Origin of the sequence: Rhodococcus sp. ACPA4 (assembly GCF_002300185.1) — a bacterium.
Lineage (GTDB): Bacteria > Actinomycetota > Actinomycetes > Mycobacteriales > Mycobacteriaceae > Rhodococcus_F > Rhodococcus_F globerula.
Genome location: NZ_NSDY01000002.1, coordinates 1,068,527 through 1,087,193, shown reverse-complemented (window position 1 = coordinate 1,087,193; position 18,667 = coordinate 1,068,527). Strand labels below are relative to the sequence as shown.

Here is an 18,667-nt window from a genome sequence, read left to right as displayed (position 1 = left end):
AGTGACGGTAGAGGACCCCACCGACAGATAAACCCGAAGCCACGACCGGCACAAACACTGCTCACACCGAGAAAGCGGCTAATGTCAATGTGTGTCTGCAACCCAACGTGCTCGCTCCGGGGTACCGCTGGACAAACGATCTCTGGTCGTCACAGTCCCCGGCCTGCCCTGGTGGGGAGTCATTCTGCTCGCTGCCGGAGTCACTTCGATCGGTGTCCTGATCGATGCATCCGGCGGTGGCGGCGAGCTGACCTCCGTCTTCTCGACGTTCTACTTCCTCGGTTGCCTGTTCGCCGTGGTTGCCGCCGCAAACAAGTCACTGTTCACGGCGATGGCGCAGCCCCCGCTCCTGCTTCTGGTCGCGGTACCGGTTGCTCAGACCCTGATCGGCAAGGAAAACAGCACTTCACTCCGCGACATTGCCATCAACATCGCATACCCGCTGGTAGACCGCTTCCCCGTCATGCTGGCTACCAGCATCGTGGTCCTGATTATCGGCTGCCTGCGTTACTTCCTGCTGCAGCAGCGTCCGACGGGTCCGGTTCGATCCACCCGAACCCGGCGCGACACGCCGCCGGCCAAGAGCTCACGTAGTACGGGCGACGATTCTGCGCAACGTCGTCGCCGTCGGCCGGAACCGAGCCGACCGGATGCCGCAGAGGCAACGGACCTGATCCCGCCGCAACCCCGGCGACGCGAGGCCGATCGCCCGGCGTACAGCGAACGTCCCGTCTACAACGAGCGGCCGTCGTACCGCCCGGCTGCCGCGCCTGATCGCACACCACCGCGTCGTAGCTCCACTCCCGTCGACCACGATCGCTACCAACCAGACCACGATCGCTACCAACCGCCGCGACGCAACCAACCGGTCAGCGAGCGGAGCGACTCCCCTTCGTACGGCGAGCGCCGCGAGTACCCGTCGTATGGAGAGCGTCGTACCACTGAAGCCGGTCGCCCCTCCGAAGAACGCATGGAACCGTTCTTTGCCTCAGGTGGGGCCGACGACGTGCCGCTCCCCCCGCGTCGGCGCCCAGCGGGCGCGGACCTGCCGGCCTACCCGGCTCCGCGCGTGCGTTACCGCGACCGCGACGAAACGCCGACCTGACGCACTTGTACCAAACGAAAAACCCCGAACCTGTGTGTGCTGGTTCGGGGTTTTTCGTAGCGACTACTAGGTGCGAGCTGCTCGCAGCTCGCGCGGTAGCGCAAACACCAGCGTCTCGTTGGCTGTGGTCACCGACTGCACATCCTTGAAACCATGATCTGCCAGCAGGTCGATCACTCCGCGAACCAGCACCTCCGGGACGGAAGCGCCGGACGTGATTCCGACCGTCTCGACGCCCTCGAGCCAGCTCAGATCAACTTCACGGGCATAGTCGACCAGGTACGACGCCCGGGCGCCCGCACCGAGTGCGACCTCGACCAACCGAACCGAGTTCGAGGAGTTGCGCGAGCCGACCACGATCACCAGATCGCATTCGGGCGCCATGGCCTTGACCGCGACCTGACGGTTCTGCGTCGCGTAGCAGATGTCGTCGGACGGCGGATCCTGCAGATTCGGGAAGCGATCTCGCAGACGAGCGACAGTCTGCATCGTCTCGTCGACGCTCAACGTGGTCTGCGACAGCCAGATCACTTTGTTCTCGTCGCGGACAGTGACCGCATCCACAGAGTCGGGGCCGTCGACGATCGTGACGTGGTTGGGTGCCTCACCTGCGGTGCCTTCGACTTCCTCATGGCCTTCGTGGCCGATGAGCAGGATGTCGTAGTCGTCTCGTGCAAACCGCTTTGCTTCCTGGTGCACCTTGGTGACCAGTGGGCACGTCGCGTCGATGGTGCGCAGATTGCGTTCGGCAGCCGATTCGTGGACGGCCGGTGAGACGCCGTGCGCGGAGAAGACCAGAAGGGAACCCTCGGGAACCTCGTCGGTTTCGTCGACGAAGATCACTCCCTGATCTTCCAACGTCTCGACGACGTGACGGTTGTGAACAATTTCCTTGCGCACGTAGATGGGCGCGCCATGCTTTTCCAGCGCCTTTTCGACGGTCTCCACCGCCCGGTCGACGCCGGCGCAATAGCCGCGTGGCTCAGCGAGAAGTACCCGCTTGCCTGTGCCCTTGCGAATGGACGCCGAATCCGCGGAGTGCGCGATACCGAGATTGAGAGGAACAGCCGAAGACATGGCACCAGCCTACTGGCAGCTTCCTTGTGCAACACTTCGGCGAAGGTCTACCTCCGCGCTAGCGCCGAGTCGGCTACCGATTGTCGGTGCTTTACGGCAAGCTGTTGGAATGATTCGACCCCCGTTCGTGGCACGTGTGGCTGCAGGACTCGCCGTCACCGCGTTGGAAGAAGCCAAGAAGCTTCCGGAAACCGCAGTCGCCCTGCCCATGACCGCCGTCAGTCAGATGCTCCAGACGAGCATGCGGCTACAGCAGTCCATCACGTCGCTCGCAATCAAGGGCGATCAGGCGTTTGCGCTGCTCAGCTGGTCCGGCGACGACGAGCAGCCGGAGTGGGCCGTTTTCGACGAGGACGTGAAGCCGTCGTCGCCGAAGACTCGGGAGAGCCCGACCAACGCCGGACGGTTCGCTCTCTACTCGGTCGATCCCACAGCTGATACCGCGCCCCAACCGGACGCGGAGGCTGATCTCGACAGTGATACCGATAACACTGCTGCGTCGGAACCGCCCATTGTTGCCGAACTGGACTACGCCAACCTCACGCTCGCGGAGCTGCGTGCCCGCATCAAGTCGTTGAGCGTCGAGAACCTGACGACGCTGCTCGACTACGAGAACGCAACTCGTTCGCGCGCGCCGTACGTCACCATGTTGACCAACCGCATCACCACAGCCAAGGCAAAGTGACTTCCGCCCAGCGTCCGCCCGCACAGCAACGCCCGACAGGTTCGGGTGCCAGCTCCCCCGAACAACCGTGGCCGGTTCGTACCGTCTCGGCCAAGGTCGCAGGATGGATCGACCGTCTCGGCAGCATTTGGGTCGAGGGCCAGATCACCCAGATCAATGCGCGCCCCGGCACCCGGACGGCGTTTCTGGTTCTTCGTGATCCGTCGGCCGACATGTCGTTGTCCGTGACGTGCTCACCGCAACTACTGCACAACTCTCCCGTCCCGTTGACGGAAGGTTCTCGGGTAGTGATGTTCGGAAAGCTCTCGTTCTACACCGGACGCGGCACCGTCTCGCTGCGCGTAACCGAGATCCGGGCCGTCGGCATCGGTGAACTGCTCGCGCGCATCGAACGACTACGCGCACTGCTTGCCGCCGAGGGGCTGTTCGATCCCCGGCTCAAGCGTCCGCTGCCGTTCCTGCCCGGGACAATCGGGCTGATCACCGGACGAGCCAGTGCTGCCGAGAAGGACGTCGTGTCCGTCGCCCATCGTCGCTGGCCCGCTGTCGCAATTGCTGTGCGCAACACCGCAGTTCAAGGTCCGACAGCCGTGCCTCAGATCATCGAGGCGTTGAAGGATCTCGACGCGAACCCCGAAGTCGATGTCATCATCCTCGCGCGCGGCGGCGGAAGCGTCGAAGATCTGCTTCCGTTCTCCGACGAAGCATTGTGCCGGGCCATCGTCGCCTGTACGACTCCTGTCGTCAGCGCAATCGGCCACGAACCCGACAGTCCGTTGAGCGACCACGTCGCCGACCTTCGCGCCGCCACCCCTACCGATGCTGCCAAGCGGGTAGTTCCCGACGCCGTTGCGGAAGCAGCGCTGGTCTCCGAACTCCGCGATCGCAGTGCCGCAGCGCTACGCAGCTGGGTCAAGCGCGAATCGCACCTCATCGAGCAACTGCGCACCCGCCCCGTGATGGCGTCGCCGCTACTGGCCATCGACCGTCGGGCCGAGGAAATCGAACGACTGCAAGCCGCAGGCCGACGCGATGTCACCAGGCTGATCGACTCCGAATCCCGAACCGTCGAGCACTTACGGGCACGCCTGACAACTCTTGGTCCGGCAGCCACACTGGCCCGGGGCTATGCCGTGGTGCAGCGCATCATCGCCGACGGAGATCCGGAAGTGCTGCGCTCGGTCGAGGATGCGCCGCCCGGCACGCAGATACGAGTTCGACTTGCAGACGGCGCTGTTCGCGCCGCAGTAATGGGAAGAGAAAAATGAGCAACGCCGAGAACAACCCCGCAGACGTCGACATCAGCGAACTCGGGTACGAAGCTGCCCGCGACGAACTGGTGGGCGTCGTGAAGATCCTCGAGCAGGGCGGTCTGGACCTCGACGCCTCGTTGGCCCTGTGGGAGCGTGGCGAAGCGCTCGCCAAGCGCTGTGAGGAGCACCTGGCGGGCGCTAGGGCTCGTGTGGAGACGGCACTGTCCGCGTCGGACGAGTAGAGGCTGTCCGGGTCGGACGAGTAGAGGCTGTCCGGGTCGGACGAGTAGAGGCTGTCCGGGTCGGACGAGTAGAGGCTGTCCGCGTCGGACGAGTAGCTAGGGGACGATCGGCTCGGCCTGGCCGGCGTTGCGCGCCAAGGTCGTGAAGTCCTCGGCCGGAGCGGCGCCGGTGATCAGGAGACGAACTCCGTCGACGTCGGTAACCCAGATCGATTCGACGCCCTCGCCGCCGAAGACGTTCCAGGTATGGCCGTCGATGTCCTCGACACCCGTCGCGAAACGCTGTCCGCCTGCTACGTAGGACACCAGGGGGAATTCTTCGGCATTGCTCTGCGTCAGCTGAATGTAGCTACCGTTGGTCGTGATGAATCCCACAGTGCTGGAATCGCCGCCGCCGTCGCCGGTGATCACTTTCCGACTACCCGAGTTCGGGGTCCAGCCCTCGGGAACTACAGGTTTGCGGATCGGGAAACCCAGTTCCTTGGCGTCGTAGTTCAGCGCTGCGTCGATGTCGACGCTCGGGATCGGCCCCTGGGTGGGGCCTCCGGGGCTGAACGTGCACTGGCTGGCGATGCCCGCGATGATGATGCAAAACAGCACCAGCGGTACGAGAGACCAGACCATGTCTTTGTTGTCTTCGAGAATGCGGGGTTTCTTCGATGCCACACTCCCAGTATCCAGGTACCGGCCGCTTGTAACGATTCCCGGTACCCCTAAGCGTGACAAATCACCACGCCCCTGACCCAGCAGCGCACACAGTGGCTCCCATCTGGGACAATCACGCCTGTAGAAACCACTTGCGTCGACACACCCCGTCGACCGCGACCGCGCCAGGAGGCACCGCACATGACGGCCAGCAGCATTCATCGTGAGACCCCGGACCGTAACCTTGCTCTCGAATTGGTCCGAGTCACCGAAGCCGGCGCGATGGCTGCAGGTCGCTGGGTAGGACGCGGCGACAAGGAAGGCGGCGACGGAGCTGCCGTCGACGCGATGCGTCAGCTCGTTTCTTCGGTGTCCATGCGCGGCATCGTTGTGATCGGCGAAGGCGAGAAGGACGAAGCGCCGATGCTGTTCAACGGCGAAGAGGTCGGCAACGGCGACGGCCCGGACTGCGACTTCGCTGTCGATCCGGTTGACGGAACCACGCTGATGTCCAAGGGCATGCCCAACGCCATCTCGGTGTTGGCTGTTGCCGAGCGCGGCGCGATGTTCGATCCGTCTGCTGTGTTCTACATGGAGAAAATCGCTGTCGGACCGGACGCTGCAGATGTCATCGACATCAGCGCGCCGATCGCCGAGAACATCAAGCGCGTCGCCAAGGTCAAGAAGGCGTCGGTCTCCGACATCACGATCTGCATCCTGGACCGTCCTCGCCACAACCAGCTGATCCAGGACGTTCGCGACACGGGCGCTCGTATCCGCCTGATCTCCGACGGTGACGTTGCCGGCGCTATCGCCGCAGCGCGTCCGGAGTCCGGCACCGACATGCTCGTCGGCATCGGCGGCACCCCTGAGGGCATCATCGCCGCTGCGGCCATGCGCTGCATGGGCGGATCGTTGCAGGGCAAGCTGGCTCCCACCGACGACGAAGAGCGTCAGAAGGCCATCGACGCCGGTCACGATCTCGATCGCATCCTGACCACCGAGGATCTGGTCTCGGGCGAGAACGTCTTCTTCTGCGCCACCGGCGTCACCGACGGTGACCTGCTGCGCGGTGTCCGCTACTACGGCGGCGGCGCCAGTACGCAGTCCATCGTGATGCGCAGCAAGTCCGGCACCGTCCGCATGATCGACGCGTACCACCGCCTCGAGAAGCTCCGCGAGTACAGCTCGGTGGACTTCGACGGCGAAGAGGGCGCGGTTCCGCCGACGTTCTGACAGGCTCCGCCCTGTGCGCCTTTCTGGTAGTCACCGCTACCAAAAAGGCGCACAGGGGCCGAAGGCCCCTACTCTGGAACCATGACGGAAAGCAACGAACAGCAGTTCCGGATCGAACACGACACCATGGGTGAAGTTCGGGTGCCCATCGACGCACTGTGGCGAGCGCAAACCCAACGCGCAGTCGAGAATTTCCCGATCAGCGGCCGACCTCTCGAACGCACTCAGATTCGTGCGATGGGCCTTCTCAAAGCCGCGTGTGCGCAGGTCAACAAAGATCTTGGCCTGCTCGACGCGGACAAGGCCGATGCCATCATCTCGGCAGCCAATGAAATCGCCGACGGCAAGCACGACGATCAGTTCCCCATCGATGTCTTTCAGACCGGCTCCGGCACCAGTTCCAACATGAACGCCAACGAGGTCATCGCGTCGATCTCACAGGCCAACGACGTGGATGTGCATCCGAACGATCACGTCAACATGTCACAGTCCTCCAACGACACCTTCCCGACGGCCACGCACGTCGCAGCGACGGAAGCCGCCGTCACGGATCTTGTTCCGGCTCTGGAGCATTTGCACGCTGCACTCGCCGCGAAGTCCGCGGAGTGGAAGTCCGTCGTCAAGTCCGGACGCACCCACCTGATGGACGCAGTTCCGGTGACCCTCGGCCAGGAGTTCGGCGGTTACGCCCGCCAGATCGAGGCAGGCATCGAACGAATCAAGGCAACGCTCCCCCGACTCGGCGAACTACCGATCGGCGGCACCGCAGTAGGTACCGGACTCAACGCGCCGGACGGATTCGGGCCCAAAGTTGTTGCAGAACTGGTCAAGTCGACAGGCGTCGACGCATTGACCCCGGCAAAGAACAGCTTCGAGGCGCAGGCTGCCCGTGACGGACTGGTGGAAGCGTCAGGTGCCCTGCGCACCATCGCGGTCTCACTGACGAAGATCGCCAACGATATTCGCTGGATGGGTTCGGGACCGTTGACGGGCCTCGGCGAGATAGCGCTCCCCGACTTGCAGCCGGGTAGCTCGATCATGCCGGGCAAGGTCAATCCGGTTCTGCCGGAGGCTGTTACGCAGGTAGCCGCACAGGTGATCGGAAACGACGCAGCCATCGCGTGGGGCGGCGCTGCCGGCGCTTTCGAGCTCAACGTCTACATCCCGATGATGGCACGTAATCTACTCGAGTCATTCACGTTGCTGGCCAACGTTTCTCGGTTGTTCGCGGACAAGTGTGTCAGCGGTTTGGTTGCGCACGAGGAACACCTCAAGACCCTTGCCGAGTCCTCGCCGTCCATCGTGACGCCACTCAACTCGGCTATCGGATACGAGGAAGCCGCGTCCGTTGCCAAGCAAGCATTGAAGGAGAAAAAGACGATTCGGCAGGTTGTGCTCGAGCGCGGACTGGTTCCGGACAAGCTCAGCGAAGCCGAGCTCGACAAGCGCCTCGACGTGCTCGCGATGGCGAAGGTCAAGGACTAACCCACCGGCCTCGCGGCGGTTCCGCATTCGCGAACCGCCGCGAGGCACAGGTCAGTCAGTCACTCCGCGACAGCTCGCCACTCGTCCGTGCGCTCGGGAGTTGCCTCCGCCAGCGCCTTCAACGTAGCGTCGCGACCAAAATCCTTGCCGTAGACCGGAGTTCCCGGCTGCTGGCGCCAGGAGTCTTCGATGGTGCCCGCGTCGACGGGGTCGAAGCCGAGCTGATTGATCAGGTCGAAGACAACCTGCTTCTTCAGCTCGTCGTCACCGGCGATGGGGAGCGCGATGCGGCCGCTCGACCCTTCCGGTAGACCCTTCTCGAGCAGGTGCTTCCACCAGATTCCGTTAAATGCCTTGAAGACCGGAACTCCGAGGCGCTCTTGCACCCAATCGCTTTCTGCCTGACCGTCTTCGATTGCGGCGATCAATCCGTCTCGCTGCTGCGGGTAGTAGTTGTTGGTCTCGATCACCGGAGCGCCGTCGGCAGCGCCCGCGAGAATGCCGGCGGGAAGGTCCACGACGTTCTTCTGCGGGATGCTCACGATCACCAGGTCTGCACCTTCGGCGGCTTCGGTGTTCAGTACCGCTTTTGCACCGGTTTCCGCCTCGAGGTCTGCCAGAGTGTCGGGCGTCCGAGAGTTCGAGACGCGCACGTCGTGACCAAGCGCGGTCAGCCTGCGGGTAAGCGTTCCACCGATCTGACCAGCTCCGATAATTCCGATGCGCATATTCTTGTGCTCCTTCGTCGAGTATCGCGACACTCCGCGACTGCTGCATGCCTCAACAACGGATCACCGCGGGCTAATTCCGCACCGGCACATTCAATTCGCACTGATTCAAATGCTTGCCTTGGGCCGCGTGGGGCGCTCTGTTCACAGCTCGGCATAGAAGGCCATTTTCGGCCATCAATGCCATCTGGCCTAAAATGGCCAGCAAAAATGGGCGTTTTGTGCCTCCCCGCCCGTTATCGTCACTGCGTGGTCACTAACCGTGACCGCACCGCCCTCCCGGCGGAATCCGCCAGGAAAGGCACACCACGATGGCACCACTCGATCACCGTCACAGATCTCACCGAGGCAGACGACTGCGAGGGCTCACCGCTCTCATTGCCGCTGGAGCACTCGCCCTCGCCGCTGCGACCACTGCCGCGGCGGAAGGTGTGCCGGTCACCGATCCCGGCACAATCACAGGTTGGGGCTACGGGGTAGGGGGAAACAACGACAACGGGCAGCTCGACAACTTCCCGGCGGGAGGCGGTTACACCGCCATCGCGGCCGGCTACTCCCATTCGTTGGCGTTGACCGCCGACGGCTCCATCGTGGGGTGGGGGAACAACAATGACGGTCAACTCGACAACATCCCGGCCGGTAGCGGCTACAAAGCCATCGCCGTCGGCGCCTTTCATTCAGTGGCGTTAACCGCCGACGGCACCATCGTGGCTTGGGGAGCCAGCAGCCTCGGGCAACTCGCTAACATCCCAGTTGGTAACGGCTACAAAGCCATCGCGGCCGGCGGTTACCATTCGTTGGCGTTGACCGCCGACGGCACCGTCGTGGGCTGGGGTTACAACTACTGGAAACAGGCCAACACGCTTCCTGGCAACGGCTATAAAGCCATCGCAGCCGGCAGCCTTCATTCGTTGGCGTTGACCGCCGACGGCTCCATCGTCGGCTGGGGATACAACTACGAAGGTCAGACCAACACTCCGACCGGTAACGGCTACACCACTATTGCTTCAGGAGGTTTCCATGGGTTGGCGTTGACCGCCGACGGCACGATCACAACCTGGGGACAAAGTGGCAACGGGTTAGGCACCGTCCCAAGGGGCAACGGCTACACCGCCATCGGTGGCGGCGACTTCCATTCACTGGCTTTGACTGCCGACGGCACCATCGCAGAATGGGGAAGCAGCGGTGGTGGGCAGCTTCCCGCCCCGACCGGCACCGGCTACACCGCCATCGCCGGCGGCGGCAACCGTTCATTGGCATTGAAAACTGCAACCGCTTCTGCGTTCACCGATGCGGGCCCCGTCACCGTAAACGGTATTGCCGGAACAGCAATCTCCCACGCGTTCACCACCACCGGAAACCCCACCCCCGTTGTCACCGCCACCGGACTCCCGGCCGGACTCACGCTCAGTGAAACTGGGGCTCTGACCGGAACACCCACCACCGAAGGATCGTTCCCCTTCACGGTCAGCGCCACCAACGGCGTCGGAAATCCGGCAACGCTCAACGCCACCCTCATCGTCGCAGCAGCACCCGCCGCCCCGATGTTCACCGATGCCGGACCCGTGACGCTCGATGCTGTTGCCGGAACAGCACTTACCCGTGAATTCACAGTCACCGGTAACCCTGCCCCCACCATCACAGTGATCGACCCGGCAAAACTGCCCACCGGCATGGTTTTCACTAACGGAACACTGTCCGGAACACCCGCCGCTGCAGGCTCTTACACGTTCACCCTCAACGCCACCAACGGCGTCAATCCCGACCTGACCCTTGTCGTTACCGTCAATGTCGCCGAGGCCCCGATCACACCCGAACAACCCACCACAGGATCCCTGGGATCACTCGAGTTCACCGGATTCGGTAGCTGACCTCACGGGATCTCCCAGATAGTCGATCGAACAGAACCATCCCGAGCCATATTCGACGGAAACTCGCTAACCTTGGGATACTTCGACAGCGACGGTTTGGGCACATTTGTCAGAGCACCGAATGAACACAGGCTCGTGATGAACACAGGCTCGTGATGAACAGGGGTTTCGATGAACACTGATTCGGTCACCACAGTTCGAAAGATGTTCCGCGCCCTCACCGATTTCGATGTGGACGGCGCCGCCGAGTTGATGACCGAGGACATCATCTGGCAGAACGTCTCGCTGCCGACGTTGCGCGGGAGAAATGCCGTGGTCCGGGCGCTTCGAATGGTCACGAAGCCGTCACTCAAGTTCGAGGCCGACATGCATCACATCATCGGCGACGAGTTCACCGTCCTCACCGAACGCACCGACATCCTGACCGTCGGACCACTGCGCATCGAGTTCTGGGTGTGTGGAACTTTCGAATTACGCGACGGCAAGATCGCCGTGTGGCGGGACTACTTCTCGCTGCGCGACGTTGCGTGGGGTGTGGTGACCGCGATCGGGCAGGCGGTGTTGGGTATCGGCTCTCGCAGTAGGCTGGCTCCGGCCTGACAACACCTGCCGGAAGAGAGCACTCGCCCGATGACCGAATACAACACATCCGATTCCTTCGACGCCGGACTGGCCGTGCGCACAGAAGTCATGGGTGCCGATTTTGTCGACGCAGCGTTCGAGCGCACCCGCGGAACCGACAGCGAAGAATTGCAGAACTTCGTGACGGCCAACGTGTGGGGATCGGTGTGGACGCGTCCAGGCCTCGATCGACGCAGCCGCAGTCTGATCAATCTGGGAATGCTGATCGCTCTGCGGGCGGAGAACGAACTGAAAGGCCACGTCCGTGCCGCTTTGCGAAATGGCTTGACGCGCACCGAGATCGTCGAAACCGTGATACATGCCAGCGCGTACTGCGGCGCCCCGGCCGGACTCGCTGCTATGCGCGTTGTCCAGGAAGTCCTCAACGCGGAATTGGGACCGCTGGAGAACTGAGCCACTCCCCGTGCGGCAAGCATGCCGCACGGGGAGAACTATTCTCAGGGAGTCGGTCCGAACTCCTCCAACATTTCGGTAACCAACTCGGCGATCGGCGAACGCTCGCTTCGAGTGAGCGTGATATGCGCAAACAGTGGATGCCCCTTCAGCTTTTCGATCACGGCGGCAACACCGTCGTGGCGGCCGACTCGCAGGTTGTCACGCTGCGCGACGTCATGCGTCAACACCACTCGCGATCCGGTTCCGAGTCGAGAAAGCACCGTCAGCAACACATTTCGTTCGAGGGACTGCGCCTCGTCGACGATCACGAACGAATCGTGCAGAGAACGTCCACGAATGTGCGTGAGCGGCAAGACTTCCAACATCCCCCGGGCTTGGACCTCTTCGAGAACTTCGGGTGACGCCAACCCGTCGAGTGTGTCGAAGACGGCCTGAGCCCACGGGCCCATCTTCTCACTCTCGCTGCCCGGGAGATATCCGAGTTCCTGTCCGCCAACGGCATACAGTGGCCGGAAGACCACCACCTTGCGTTGGCTTCGACGCTCGAGCACCGCTTCGAGTCCCGCGGTCAAGGCCAGCGCCGACTTTCCGGTACCCGCTTTGCCGCCGAGAGAGACGATTCCGATGCTTTCGTCCATCAGCAGTTCCAGTGCAATCCGCTGCTCGGCGCTGCGGCCGTGCAGACCGAATGCCTCGCGCTCACCGCGGACAAGCTGAATCCGTTTGTCCGGTGTCACCCTCCCCAAGGCACTGGACGAACCGCCGAGCAGCCGAACCCCGGTGTGACACGGCAGATCTCGCCCCTCCTCGAGATCGAGAAAGCCCTCGGAGAACAGTTCGTCGATGTCCGTCGACGCGACATCACACTCAGTCATACCGGTCCACCCGGAGGGAACGACGTCGTGCGCGTGGTACTCGTCGGCGGGAAGCCCCACGGCGCCCGCTTTGACTCGGAGCGGAATGTCTTTGCTGACCAGGACTACATCTTTGCCTTCGGCCGCAAGATTGAGCGCGCAGGCAAGTATCCTCGAATCATTACTGTCCGTGCGGAATCCGACGGGGAGTACTGCGGGATCAGTGTGATTGAGTTCGACTTGCAAGGTACCGTTCTCGCTACCGATCGGCACCGGACGGTCGAGCCGGCCGTATTCGATCCGGAGGTCGTCGAGCATGCGGAGTGCTTCTCGCGCAAACCATCCCAGTTCGTGATGATGTCGCTTGCCTTCGAGTTCACTGACCACAACAAGGGGCAGAACCACATTGTGCTCGGCGAATCTTGTGACGGCCCACGGATCGGACAGTAAGACCGACGTATCCAAGACATACGTGCGAAGTGCATCTACCGAATGACTCCCGGCTGAATTACCGGCTGAAATACTGCCCGGAATCGAGTGGGCAGAAACGGAGCGTGATGCAGTCACGGTGGGCTCCTAGGTCTGCGCTACGCCGCACAAACTAGTTCTCGCTGGACCGGTCGGCTCTTGTGTCAGGTGACACGAGGGCCGGGCGCCGGCCCCCTCGCACTGAATGTTTCAGTCACGATCAGAACCTCCCGCACAAGTAACTTCTGCGCTACTCGATACTGCCGACGGTACTGTGCTTCGGGCCATCCCGCCACGAATTCCGACACACAATGCGTGAACGCCAGGTTACAAAATGCCACTCGTGTCATTTACCGACCCAGAGGTGCTTGTCGACGCCGTCCGCACTATCGACGCGTGAGCTCAGAAATCCTCGGCATCGAGCGCCGACTCGGTCAAAGCCCGACCGATCGCGATCATCTCGGTAGCCCGCGCAAAGTCGAGACTCCTGGCCGATTTGCGGGGTACCTGGATAAGAATGTCCGGTGGATACACCGCGAGCTGGTACCTGGCCAGCGCGGACTGCACGACCTCGAGTGAACGACCCATGATCTCCAAACGCCCGATCTTCGGAGCGATATCACGACCCGTATCGACGACTCCCTCGTCCAGGCTCACCTCGTCCACACTCACGTCATCCACACTCACCTCATCCAGGCCCACCTCTTCAAGACCCAGGCCCGTCGAGTGACCACCGAATCGAGACACCACAGACTTCACTGTCTCCCGATCGAGAAACTGGGCGGTGCCCCGTTTGAATCGGCCGACCCACTCGTCGACGGGCCGTGGCTCCGTACCCACCCGAGCGGGCGTGCGATTCTCACGGGCGTCCGCGCCCAAACTGACACCGATCGTCAGATCTGCACGAATCGAGAGCGTCGGCGCGACGGGAAGCGGATCGAGGATGCCGCCGTCCACCAGCACCCGGCCGTTGAGAACCAAGGGAGTGATGACTCCGGGGATAGCGATGGACGCACGAATCGCGGCGTCGACCGGCCCGTGCTGAAACCACACAGACCTACCCGCCGCCAGGTCGGTGGCCACGGCGGTGAACGGGATGCGCATGTCTTCGATGCACGTTTCGCCCAGGATCTCTCGAACCCGCCCGAGCACCTTCTCCGCGTGGATCGCCCCGGGTGCCGACATCGATACGTCGAGCAACCGAACAACATCGCGGGCCTTCAGCGTCGTCGCCCACTCGGTGAATTCGTCCAGCTTTCCGGCTGCGTACAACCCACCGATCAACGCACCCATCGACGAACCTGCCACTCCGACTATCGAGTAGCCACGTTCCTCGAGCACCTGGATGACACCGATATGGGCGTAGCCTCGCGCGCCACCGGAACCGAGTGCCAATGCAACTGTCCGCGACTGAGCCATTGGCCCATCGTAGGCGCCGTAAGAACGCCGACAGCCCGGCACCACAACGGGTACCGGGCTGTCGGGAACTACTGCTTAGACGTTCTTGCTGAGCAAGCCCCAGTCCTCGAGGCCGTCGTACAACGGAACGTCGAGAGCGAGCTTGGCAACGCGGGCGCGCAGGGCAACCAGATCGGCATCGCCGGCGAGGGCGGTGCCGATGATGTCGGCGACCTCGGTGAACTCGGCGTCGCCGAATCCGCGAGTAGCCAAGGCTGCGGTGCCGATACGCAGACCGGAGGTGGTCATCGGCGGGCGGGGATCGAACGGAACTGCGTTGCGGTTGACGGTGATGCCGACCTCGTGCAGAAGGTCCTCACCCTGCTGGCCGTCGAGCTTGGAGTTGCGCAGGTCCACGAGAACGAGGTGGACGTCGGTTCCACCGGTCAGAACGCTGATGCCCTGATCTGCGACGTCCTTGTTGCCGAGACGCTCGGCGAGGATGCGGGCGCCGGAGAGGGTACGCACCTGACGGTCCTTGAACTCTTCACCGGCAGCGATCTTGAAGGTGACGGCCTTGGCTGCGATGGCGTGCATGAGCGGTCCACCCTGCTGGCCGGGGAAGACTGCGGAGTTGAGCTTCTTGGCCCATTCCTTCTTCGCCAGGATCAGGCCGGAGCGCGGGCCACCGAGGGTCTTGTGGACGGTGGAGGACACGACGTCGGCGTACGGGACGGGCGACGGGTGCAGACCAGCGGCAACCAGACCGGCGAAGTGCGCCATGTCGACCCACAGGTACGCACCGACCTCGTCGGCGATGGCACGGAAGGCTGCGAAGTCCTGCTGACGCGGGTACGCGGACCAACCGGCGACGATGACCTTGGGCTTCTCGGCGAGGGCGATGGTACGCACCTCGTCCATGTCGATGCGGTGATCTTCCTTGCTCACGCCGTAGGACGCGACGTCGTACAACTTGCCGGAGAAGTTGAGCTTCATGCCGTGCGTGAGGTGACCACCGTGAGCGAGGTCGAGGCCGAGCAGCTTCTCACCCGGGTTCATCAGAGCCATCAGAACGGCAGCGTTGGCCTGTGCGCCCGAGTGCGGCTGCACGTTGGCGAACTCGGCGCCGAAGAGTTCCTTGGCACGGTTACGGGCGAGGTCCTCGATGATGTCGACGTTCTCGCAGCCACCGTAGTAACGGCGTCCCGGGTAGCCTTCGGCGTACTTGTTGGTCAGGACGCTGCCCTGAGCCTGCAGAACCGAGCGGGGGACGAAGTTCTCCGACGCGATCATCTCGAGAGTGTCGCGCTGACGAGCCAATTCACCCGCCATAGCTTCGGCGACCTCGGGGTCGAGTTCGGCGAGTGGTGCAGAGTTGACGTCGGAGCCAGGCACAGCGGTCATCGAGGAATCTCCAAGGTGGATGCGGGATCGAATGTGTCCAGTCTACGAAGGTCACCCGACGTGTCTCCACCCGGTGCCGAACGCAGTGAGCTCGGCACCAGCGGCTCGTCCAACAGACGCCGGAATCGGTCTGTACGGTCGGCTGGCGTTGCAGCCTGATCGAGCCACCCGCCGAGCAACCGGTATCCCTCGACGTACGTGCTGGTGTACGCCCGCCACAACGGGGAGGACAGGAATCGCAGCGACTGCCGTGCCCGCTCCGGCGTCGACAGTGACCACCGCTCGAGGAATCCGGCAACGTCGTCGTGGCTGCGTCCCTCGTCGTGCAGCATCAGCGCAGCGTCCTGCCGCACACTGATCAGCTGGCCCGATGCCGCCGACAGTTGCTGGGCCTTCTCTCCGTCGAATGCCAGCCCCAGATCCGCGTAGATCTCCTGCGCCCACAGTCCCCAGTCGTGGCCGACTATCGCTTCGAGTGCCAAATCCGCCAGGCCCTCTGCCATGAGGCACTGCGGCGTGTTCACCAGAAAGAGCGTCTGCTCGAGTTGCCCGGCACCCACCAATCCGGCTTCCTTGCGGCAATGTTCGGTGTGATGGCCCGGATACGACTCGTGGGCAATCAGTCTCGGCAGATTCGCCATGAACTGTGGGAGATCGGAATTGATCGCAACTTTGGAGCGATAGTCACCGAGGTAGTAGTTGAACCCGGACCACGGCTTGTCCCCCACCACTTCGTATTCGACGGTTTCCGACGCCGGCAGCGGGAACGTGCCACGCACCAGATCACGCAGGGCACTGGACATCGCGTCGACGCACTCGGCCAGTTTCGCAGCCGGAATCTCGTCGGCCTTGCGATGTGCCTGCACGCGCTCCACCAGCGTTCCCGGGCCTGGTAGCACCTCACCCATCAGGCGGTGAGCATCGCCGTATGCGTCTTCGTTTCCCTTCGAAATTCGCACGTCGAAGTAGGCCTCGACCTCGTCGACAAACCCGATCTCCTCGCCCGCGAACTTGCGGCCGGAGCATTCGAGAGCCCGTAGGTGAACGTCGATGAAGTGAGCCCGGTCGGCGTTCAGACCACTTGCCGGCAACTCGGCGCGAAGCTCTCGAGCGGTGCGGGCGAGTACGCCCGGATCGGGCTTCGTTGCATTTTCAACTTGCTGACGGAGTGCCGGATCGCCGGTGAACGCGTCGACAAACCCTTCCTCGAGTCGATCGAAACCTAGTCCCAGCAGCAGATATCGGCGAACGAGCGAGTCTGGATCCATAAGGCACAAGCCTAGCGCCCGCGCCCGGAATGCGACCCGACGACAACTCCTTACGTGGCACCAAGCACAATTCGGTTATGCACTTGGATCGTGCGCACTCGCGCCTGGCTTGCTCGCACGCTTCGCCCGTACCAACGGCATCACAGTTCCTCGGCACCGGCGAGCTGCGCTGATGGCACGCGCCGGCGAATCCAGCCCGTATGTCGAGTTCGACCGTAAGCAGTGGCGCACACTGCGTAAGTCGACTCCGCTCGTCCTGACGGAGGACGAACTGTACGGCCTCCGCGGCCTCGGTGAGCAGATCGACCTCGAGGAAGTTGCCGAGGTGTACCTCCCGCTGGCTCGACTGATCCACCTACAGGTTGCCGCAAGGCAGCGACTGTTTGCCGCTACCGCAACGTTCCTCGGCGAGAAACACCCCGATCGACAAGTTCCCTTCGTCATCGGCGTGGCCGGTTCGGTGGCCGTCGGCAAATCCACGACGGCCCGTGTGCTGCAAGCACTCCTGGCCCGATGGGACCATCACCCGCGCGTCGATCTTGTCACCACCGACGGGTTCTTGTACCCCACCAAAGAACTGCACCGTCGGGGCATGATGCACCGCAAGGGTTTTCCCGAGAGCTACGATCGCCGCAAACTCCTGCGATTCGTGACCGAGGTGAAATCGGGCGCCGAAGAGGTAGCGGCCCCGGTCTATTCGCATACTCTGTACGACATCATCCCCGGCCAATTCCACCTGATCCGTCAGCCCGACATCCTCATCATCGAGGGCCTCAACGTGCTGCAGACCGGTCCGCGTCTGATGGTCTCGGATCTGTTCGACTTCTCCATCTACGTCGATGCCCGGATCGAGGACATCGAAGCTTGGTACATCGAACGGTTCCTGGCACTACGGAAAACGTCGTTTGCCGACCCGAACGCGCACTTCCACCATTACTCGGGACTATCGGACCGCGACGCGACCAGCGCCGCCAAGGACATCTGGAACTCGATCAATCAACCGAACCTGGTGGAGAACATCCTCCCCACCCGTCCGCGAGCAACGCTGGTGTTGCGCAAGGACTCCGATCACACGATCAACCGGCTGCGCCTGCGCAAGCTCTGATACTGCTCAGGCGCCGAACCGGCGGTGCCTTGCCGCATAGTCACGAAGGGCCCGGAGGAAGTCGACCCGGCGGAACTCGGGCCAGTACGCCTCGGTGAACCAAATCTCCGAATAGGCACTCTGCCACAACAGGAATCCCGAAAGCCGCTGCTCCCCCGACGTGCGGATCACCAGGTCGGGATCGGGCTGACCTGACGTATAGAGGTGACTGTCGATACCGTCGACGGTGATCGCCTGGACCAGTTCGTCGCCACTGAGTCCTTGGCTGAGCTTCTCACTCAGCAGCGACTGAACGGCGTCGGCGATCTCCTGGCGGCCGCCGTATCCGATCGCGATGTTGACGTGAGTTCCGGTGCGGCCTTCGGTTCCGTCCGCGGCATCACGAAGGCGCCGCGACTGCTCGGCCGGCAACAGATCCAGAGCGCCGACGATCTGCACGCTCCAGTTCTTACTCGGCCCGGAAATCTCCTCGACCACATCGGTGATGATTTCGAGGAGTGTGTCCAACTCTTCGGGGTCCCGGCGCAGATTCTCGGTGGAGAGTAGGTAGATCGTTGCCATCTCGATTCCGGCGGCATCGCACCAGTCGAGCAGTTCGGAGATCTTGAGTGCGCCCATCCGGTGCCCGTGACTGACGTCCGTGAAACCGTTCTCGCGCGCCCAGCGTCGGTTACCGTCACACATCACCGCGACGTGCCTCGGATGGGTGAGTCCATCCAAATGCTTCAAGAGCCGTCGCTCGTAGATGCTGTACAGCAGTCCGCGCACCTTCACCGTGACATCACCATGGTGACAAAGACTACGC

General features: G+C 62.8%; 18 protein-coding genes. 10 read left to right on the top strand and 8 right to left on the bottom strand.

Going from position 1 to position 18,667, the window contains the following annotated elements:
• Window positions 1-91: 91 nt before the first annotated feature.
• Complete coding sequence (locus CJ178_RS28400; RefSeq protein ID WP_033234496.1) at window positions 92-1,105, top strand: DUF6542 domain-containing protein; 1,014 nt, start codon at window positions 92-94, stop codon at window positions 1,103-1,105.
• 66 nt (window positions 1,106-1,171) lie between these two features.
• Here the strand turns inward: CJ178_RS28400 and CJ178_RS28395 are convergent, their stop codons facing one another.
• Window positions 1,172-2,182 carry a 4-hydroxy-3-methylbut-2-enyl diphosphate reductase gene (locus tag CJ178_RS28395; RefSeq protein WP_033234497.1) on the bottom strand — a complete coding sequence of 337 codons (1,011 nt, stop codon included), beginning with the start codon at window positions 2,180-2,182 and terminating at the stop codon, window positions 1,172-1,174.
• Window positions 2,183-2,291: 109 nt separating this feature from the next.
• Here CJ178_RS28395 and CJ178_RS28390 point away from each other — a divergent pair, with 109 nt between their 5' ends.
• From CJ178_RS28390 to CJ178_RS28380, 3 genes are read left to right on the top strand one after another with little or no spacing between them, the layout of a single operon-like run.
• Complete coding sequence (locus CJ178_RS28390; RefSeq protein WP_033234498.1) at window positions 2,292-2,867, top strand: lipid droplet-associated protein; 576 nt, start codon at window positions 2,292-2,294, stop codon at window positions 2,865-2,867.
• A complete protein-coding gene (xseA, locus tag CJ178_RS28385; protein ID WP_045069395.1) occupies window positions 2,864-4,135 on the top strand; it encodes an exodeoxyribonuclease VII large subunit in 1,272 nt (423 codons plus the stop codon). Before CJ178_RS28390 ends, xseA begins: the two co-directional genes overlap by 4 nt.
• Window positions 4,132-4,362 carry an exodeoxyribonuclease VII small subunit gene (locus tag CJ178_RS28380; protein WP_095888506.1) on the top strand — a complete coding sequence of 77 codons (231 nt, stop codon included), beginning with the start codon at window positions 4,132-4,134 and terminating at the stop codon, window positions 4,360-4,362. Before xseA ends, CJ178_RS28380 begins: the two co-directional genes overlap by 4 nt.
• Window positions 4,363-4,458: 96 nt before the next feature.
• Here CJ178_RS28380 and CJ178_RS28375 read toward each other — a convergent pair whose 3' ends face one another.
• A complete protein-coding gene (locus tag CJ178_RS28375) occupies window positions 4,459-5,028 on the bottom strand; it encodes a DUF4245 domain-containing protein (RefSeq protein WP_033234501.1) in 570 nt (189 codons plus the stop codon).
• A 180-nt stretch (window positions 5,029-5,208) separates the two neighbouring features.
• Here CJ178_RS28375 and glpX point away from each other — a divergent pair, with 180 nt between their 5' ends.
• Window positions 5,209-6,243 (top strand): class II fructose-bisphosphatase, encoded by a 1,035-nt coding sequence (glpX, locus tag CJ178_RS28370; protein WP_033234502.1) that lies wholly within the window; start codon window positions 5,209-5,211, stop codon window positions 6,241-6,243.
• Between the two features lie 81 nt (window positions 6,244-6,324).
• Window positions 6,325-7,728 (top strand): class II fumarate hydratase, encoded by a 1,404-nt coding sequence (locus tag CJ178_RS28365; RefSeq protein WP_095888505.1) that lies wholly within the window; start codon window positions 6,325-6,327, stop codon window positions 7,726-7,728.
• 59 nt (window positions 7,729-7,787) lie between these two features.
• Here the strand turns inward: CJ178_RS28365 and CJ178_RS28360 are convergent, their stop codons facing one another.
• Window positions 7,788-8,489, bottom strand: a complete 702-nt coding sequence (locus CJ178_RS28360; protein ID WP_257013489.1) for an NADPH-dependent F420 reductase — start codon at window positions 8,487-8,489, stop codon at window positions 7,788-7,790.
• Between the two features lie 278 nt (window positions 8,490-8,767).
• Between CJ178_RS28360 and CJ178_RS28355 the strand changes: the two genes are divergently transcribed.
• The 3 genes from CJ178_RS28355 (at window position 8,768) to CJ178_RS28345 (ending at window position 11,362) form a co-directional block, all read left to right on the top strand.
• Window positions 8,768-10,327, top strand: a complete 1,560-nt coding sequence (locus tag CJ178_RS28355; protein WP_095888504.1) for an RCC1 domain-containing protein — start codon at window positions 8,768-8,770, stop codon at window positions 10,325-10,327.
• 171 nt (window positions 10,328-10,498) lie between these two features.
• Window positions 10,499-10,927 (top strand): limonene-1,2-epoxide hydrolase family protein, encoded by a 429-nt coding sequence (locus CJ178_RS28350; protein WP_033234505.1) that lies wholly within the window; start codon window positions 10,499-10,501, stop codon window positions 10,925-10,927.
• 30 nt (window positions 10,928-10,957) lie between these two features.
• On the top strand, window positions 10,958-11,362 hold the full coding sequence (locus tag CJ178_RS28345; RefSeq protein WP_095888503.1) for a carboxymuconolactone decarboxylase family protein: 405 nt from the start codon (window positions 10,958-10,960) through the stop codon (window positions 11,360-11,362).
• Window positions 11,363-11,406: 44 nt separating this feature from the next.
• On the opposite strand, the gene CJ178_RS28340 is transcribed toward CJ178_RS28345, so the two are convergent.
• The 4 genes from CJ178_RS28340 to CJ178_RS28325 all read right to left on the bottom strand — a co-directional run bounded on the left by CJ178_RS28340 (window position 11,407) and on the right by CJ178_RS28325 (window position 16,757).
• The gene (locus CJ178_RS28340) at window positions 11,407-12,786 is read right to left on the bottom strand and encodes a PhoH family protein (protein ID WP_179300856.1); all 1,380 of its coding nucleotides are present in this window, start codon (window positions 12,784-12,786) and stop codon (window positions 11,407-11,409) included.
• A gap of 303 nt (window positions 12,787-13,089) precedes the next feature.
• Complete coding sequence (locus CJ178_RS28335) at window positions 13,090-14,106, bottom strand: patatin-like phospholipase family protein (RefSeq protein ID WP_095888502.1); 1,017 nt, start codon at window positions 14,104-14,106, stop codon at window positions 13,090-13,092.
• 75 nt (window positions 14,107-14,181) lie between these two features.
• On the bottom strand, window positions 14,182-15,489 hold the full coding sequence (gene glyA / locus CJ178_RS28330) for a serine hydroxymethyltransferase (RefSeq protein ID WP_033234509.1): 1,308 nt from the start codon (window positions 15,487-15,489) through the stop codon (window positions 14,182-14,184).
• Entirely contained in the window at window positions 15,486-16,757 is a 1,272-nt protein-coding gene (locus CJ178_RS28325; RefSeq protein ID WP_045069373.1) for a hypothetical protein, read from the bottom strand. The genes glyA and CJ178_RS28325 overlap by 4 nt, the downstream gene beginning before the upstream one ends.
• A 172-nt stretch (window positions 16,758-16,929) precedes the next feature.
• On the opposite strand from CJ178_RS28325, the gene coaA reads away from it, so the two are divergent.
• A complete protein-coding gene (gene coaA / locus CJ178_RS28320; protein WP_033234510.1) occupies window positions 16,930-17,862 on the top strand; it encodes a type I pantothenate kinase in 933 nt (310 codons plus the stop codon).
• A gap of 6 nt (window positions 17,863-17,868) precedes the next feature.
• Here the strand turns inward: coaA and CJ178_RS28315 are convergent, their stop codons facing one another.
• On the bottom strand, window positions 17,869-18,636 hold the full coding sequence (locus CJ178_RS28315; RefSeq protein ID WP_033234511.1) for an isoprenyl transferase: 768 nt from the start codon (window positions 18,634-18,636) through the stop codon (window positions 17,869-17,871).
• Window positions 18,637-18,667: the final 31 nt, after the last annotated feature.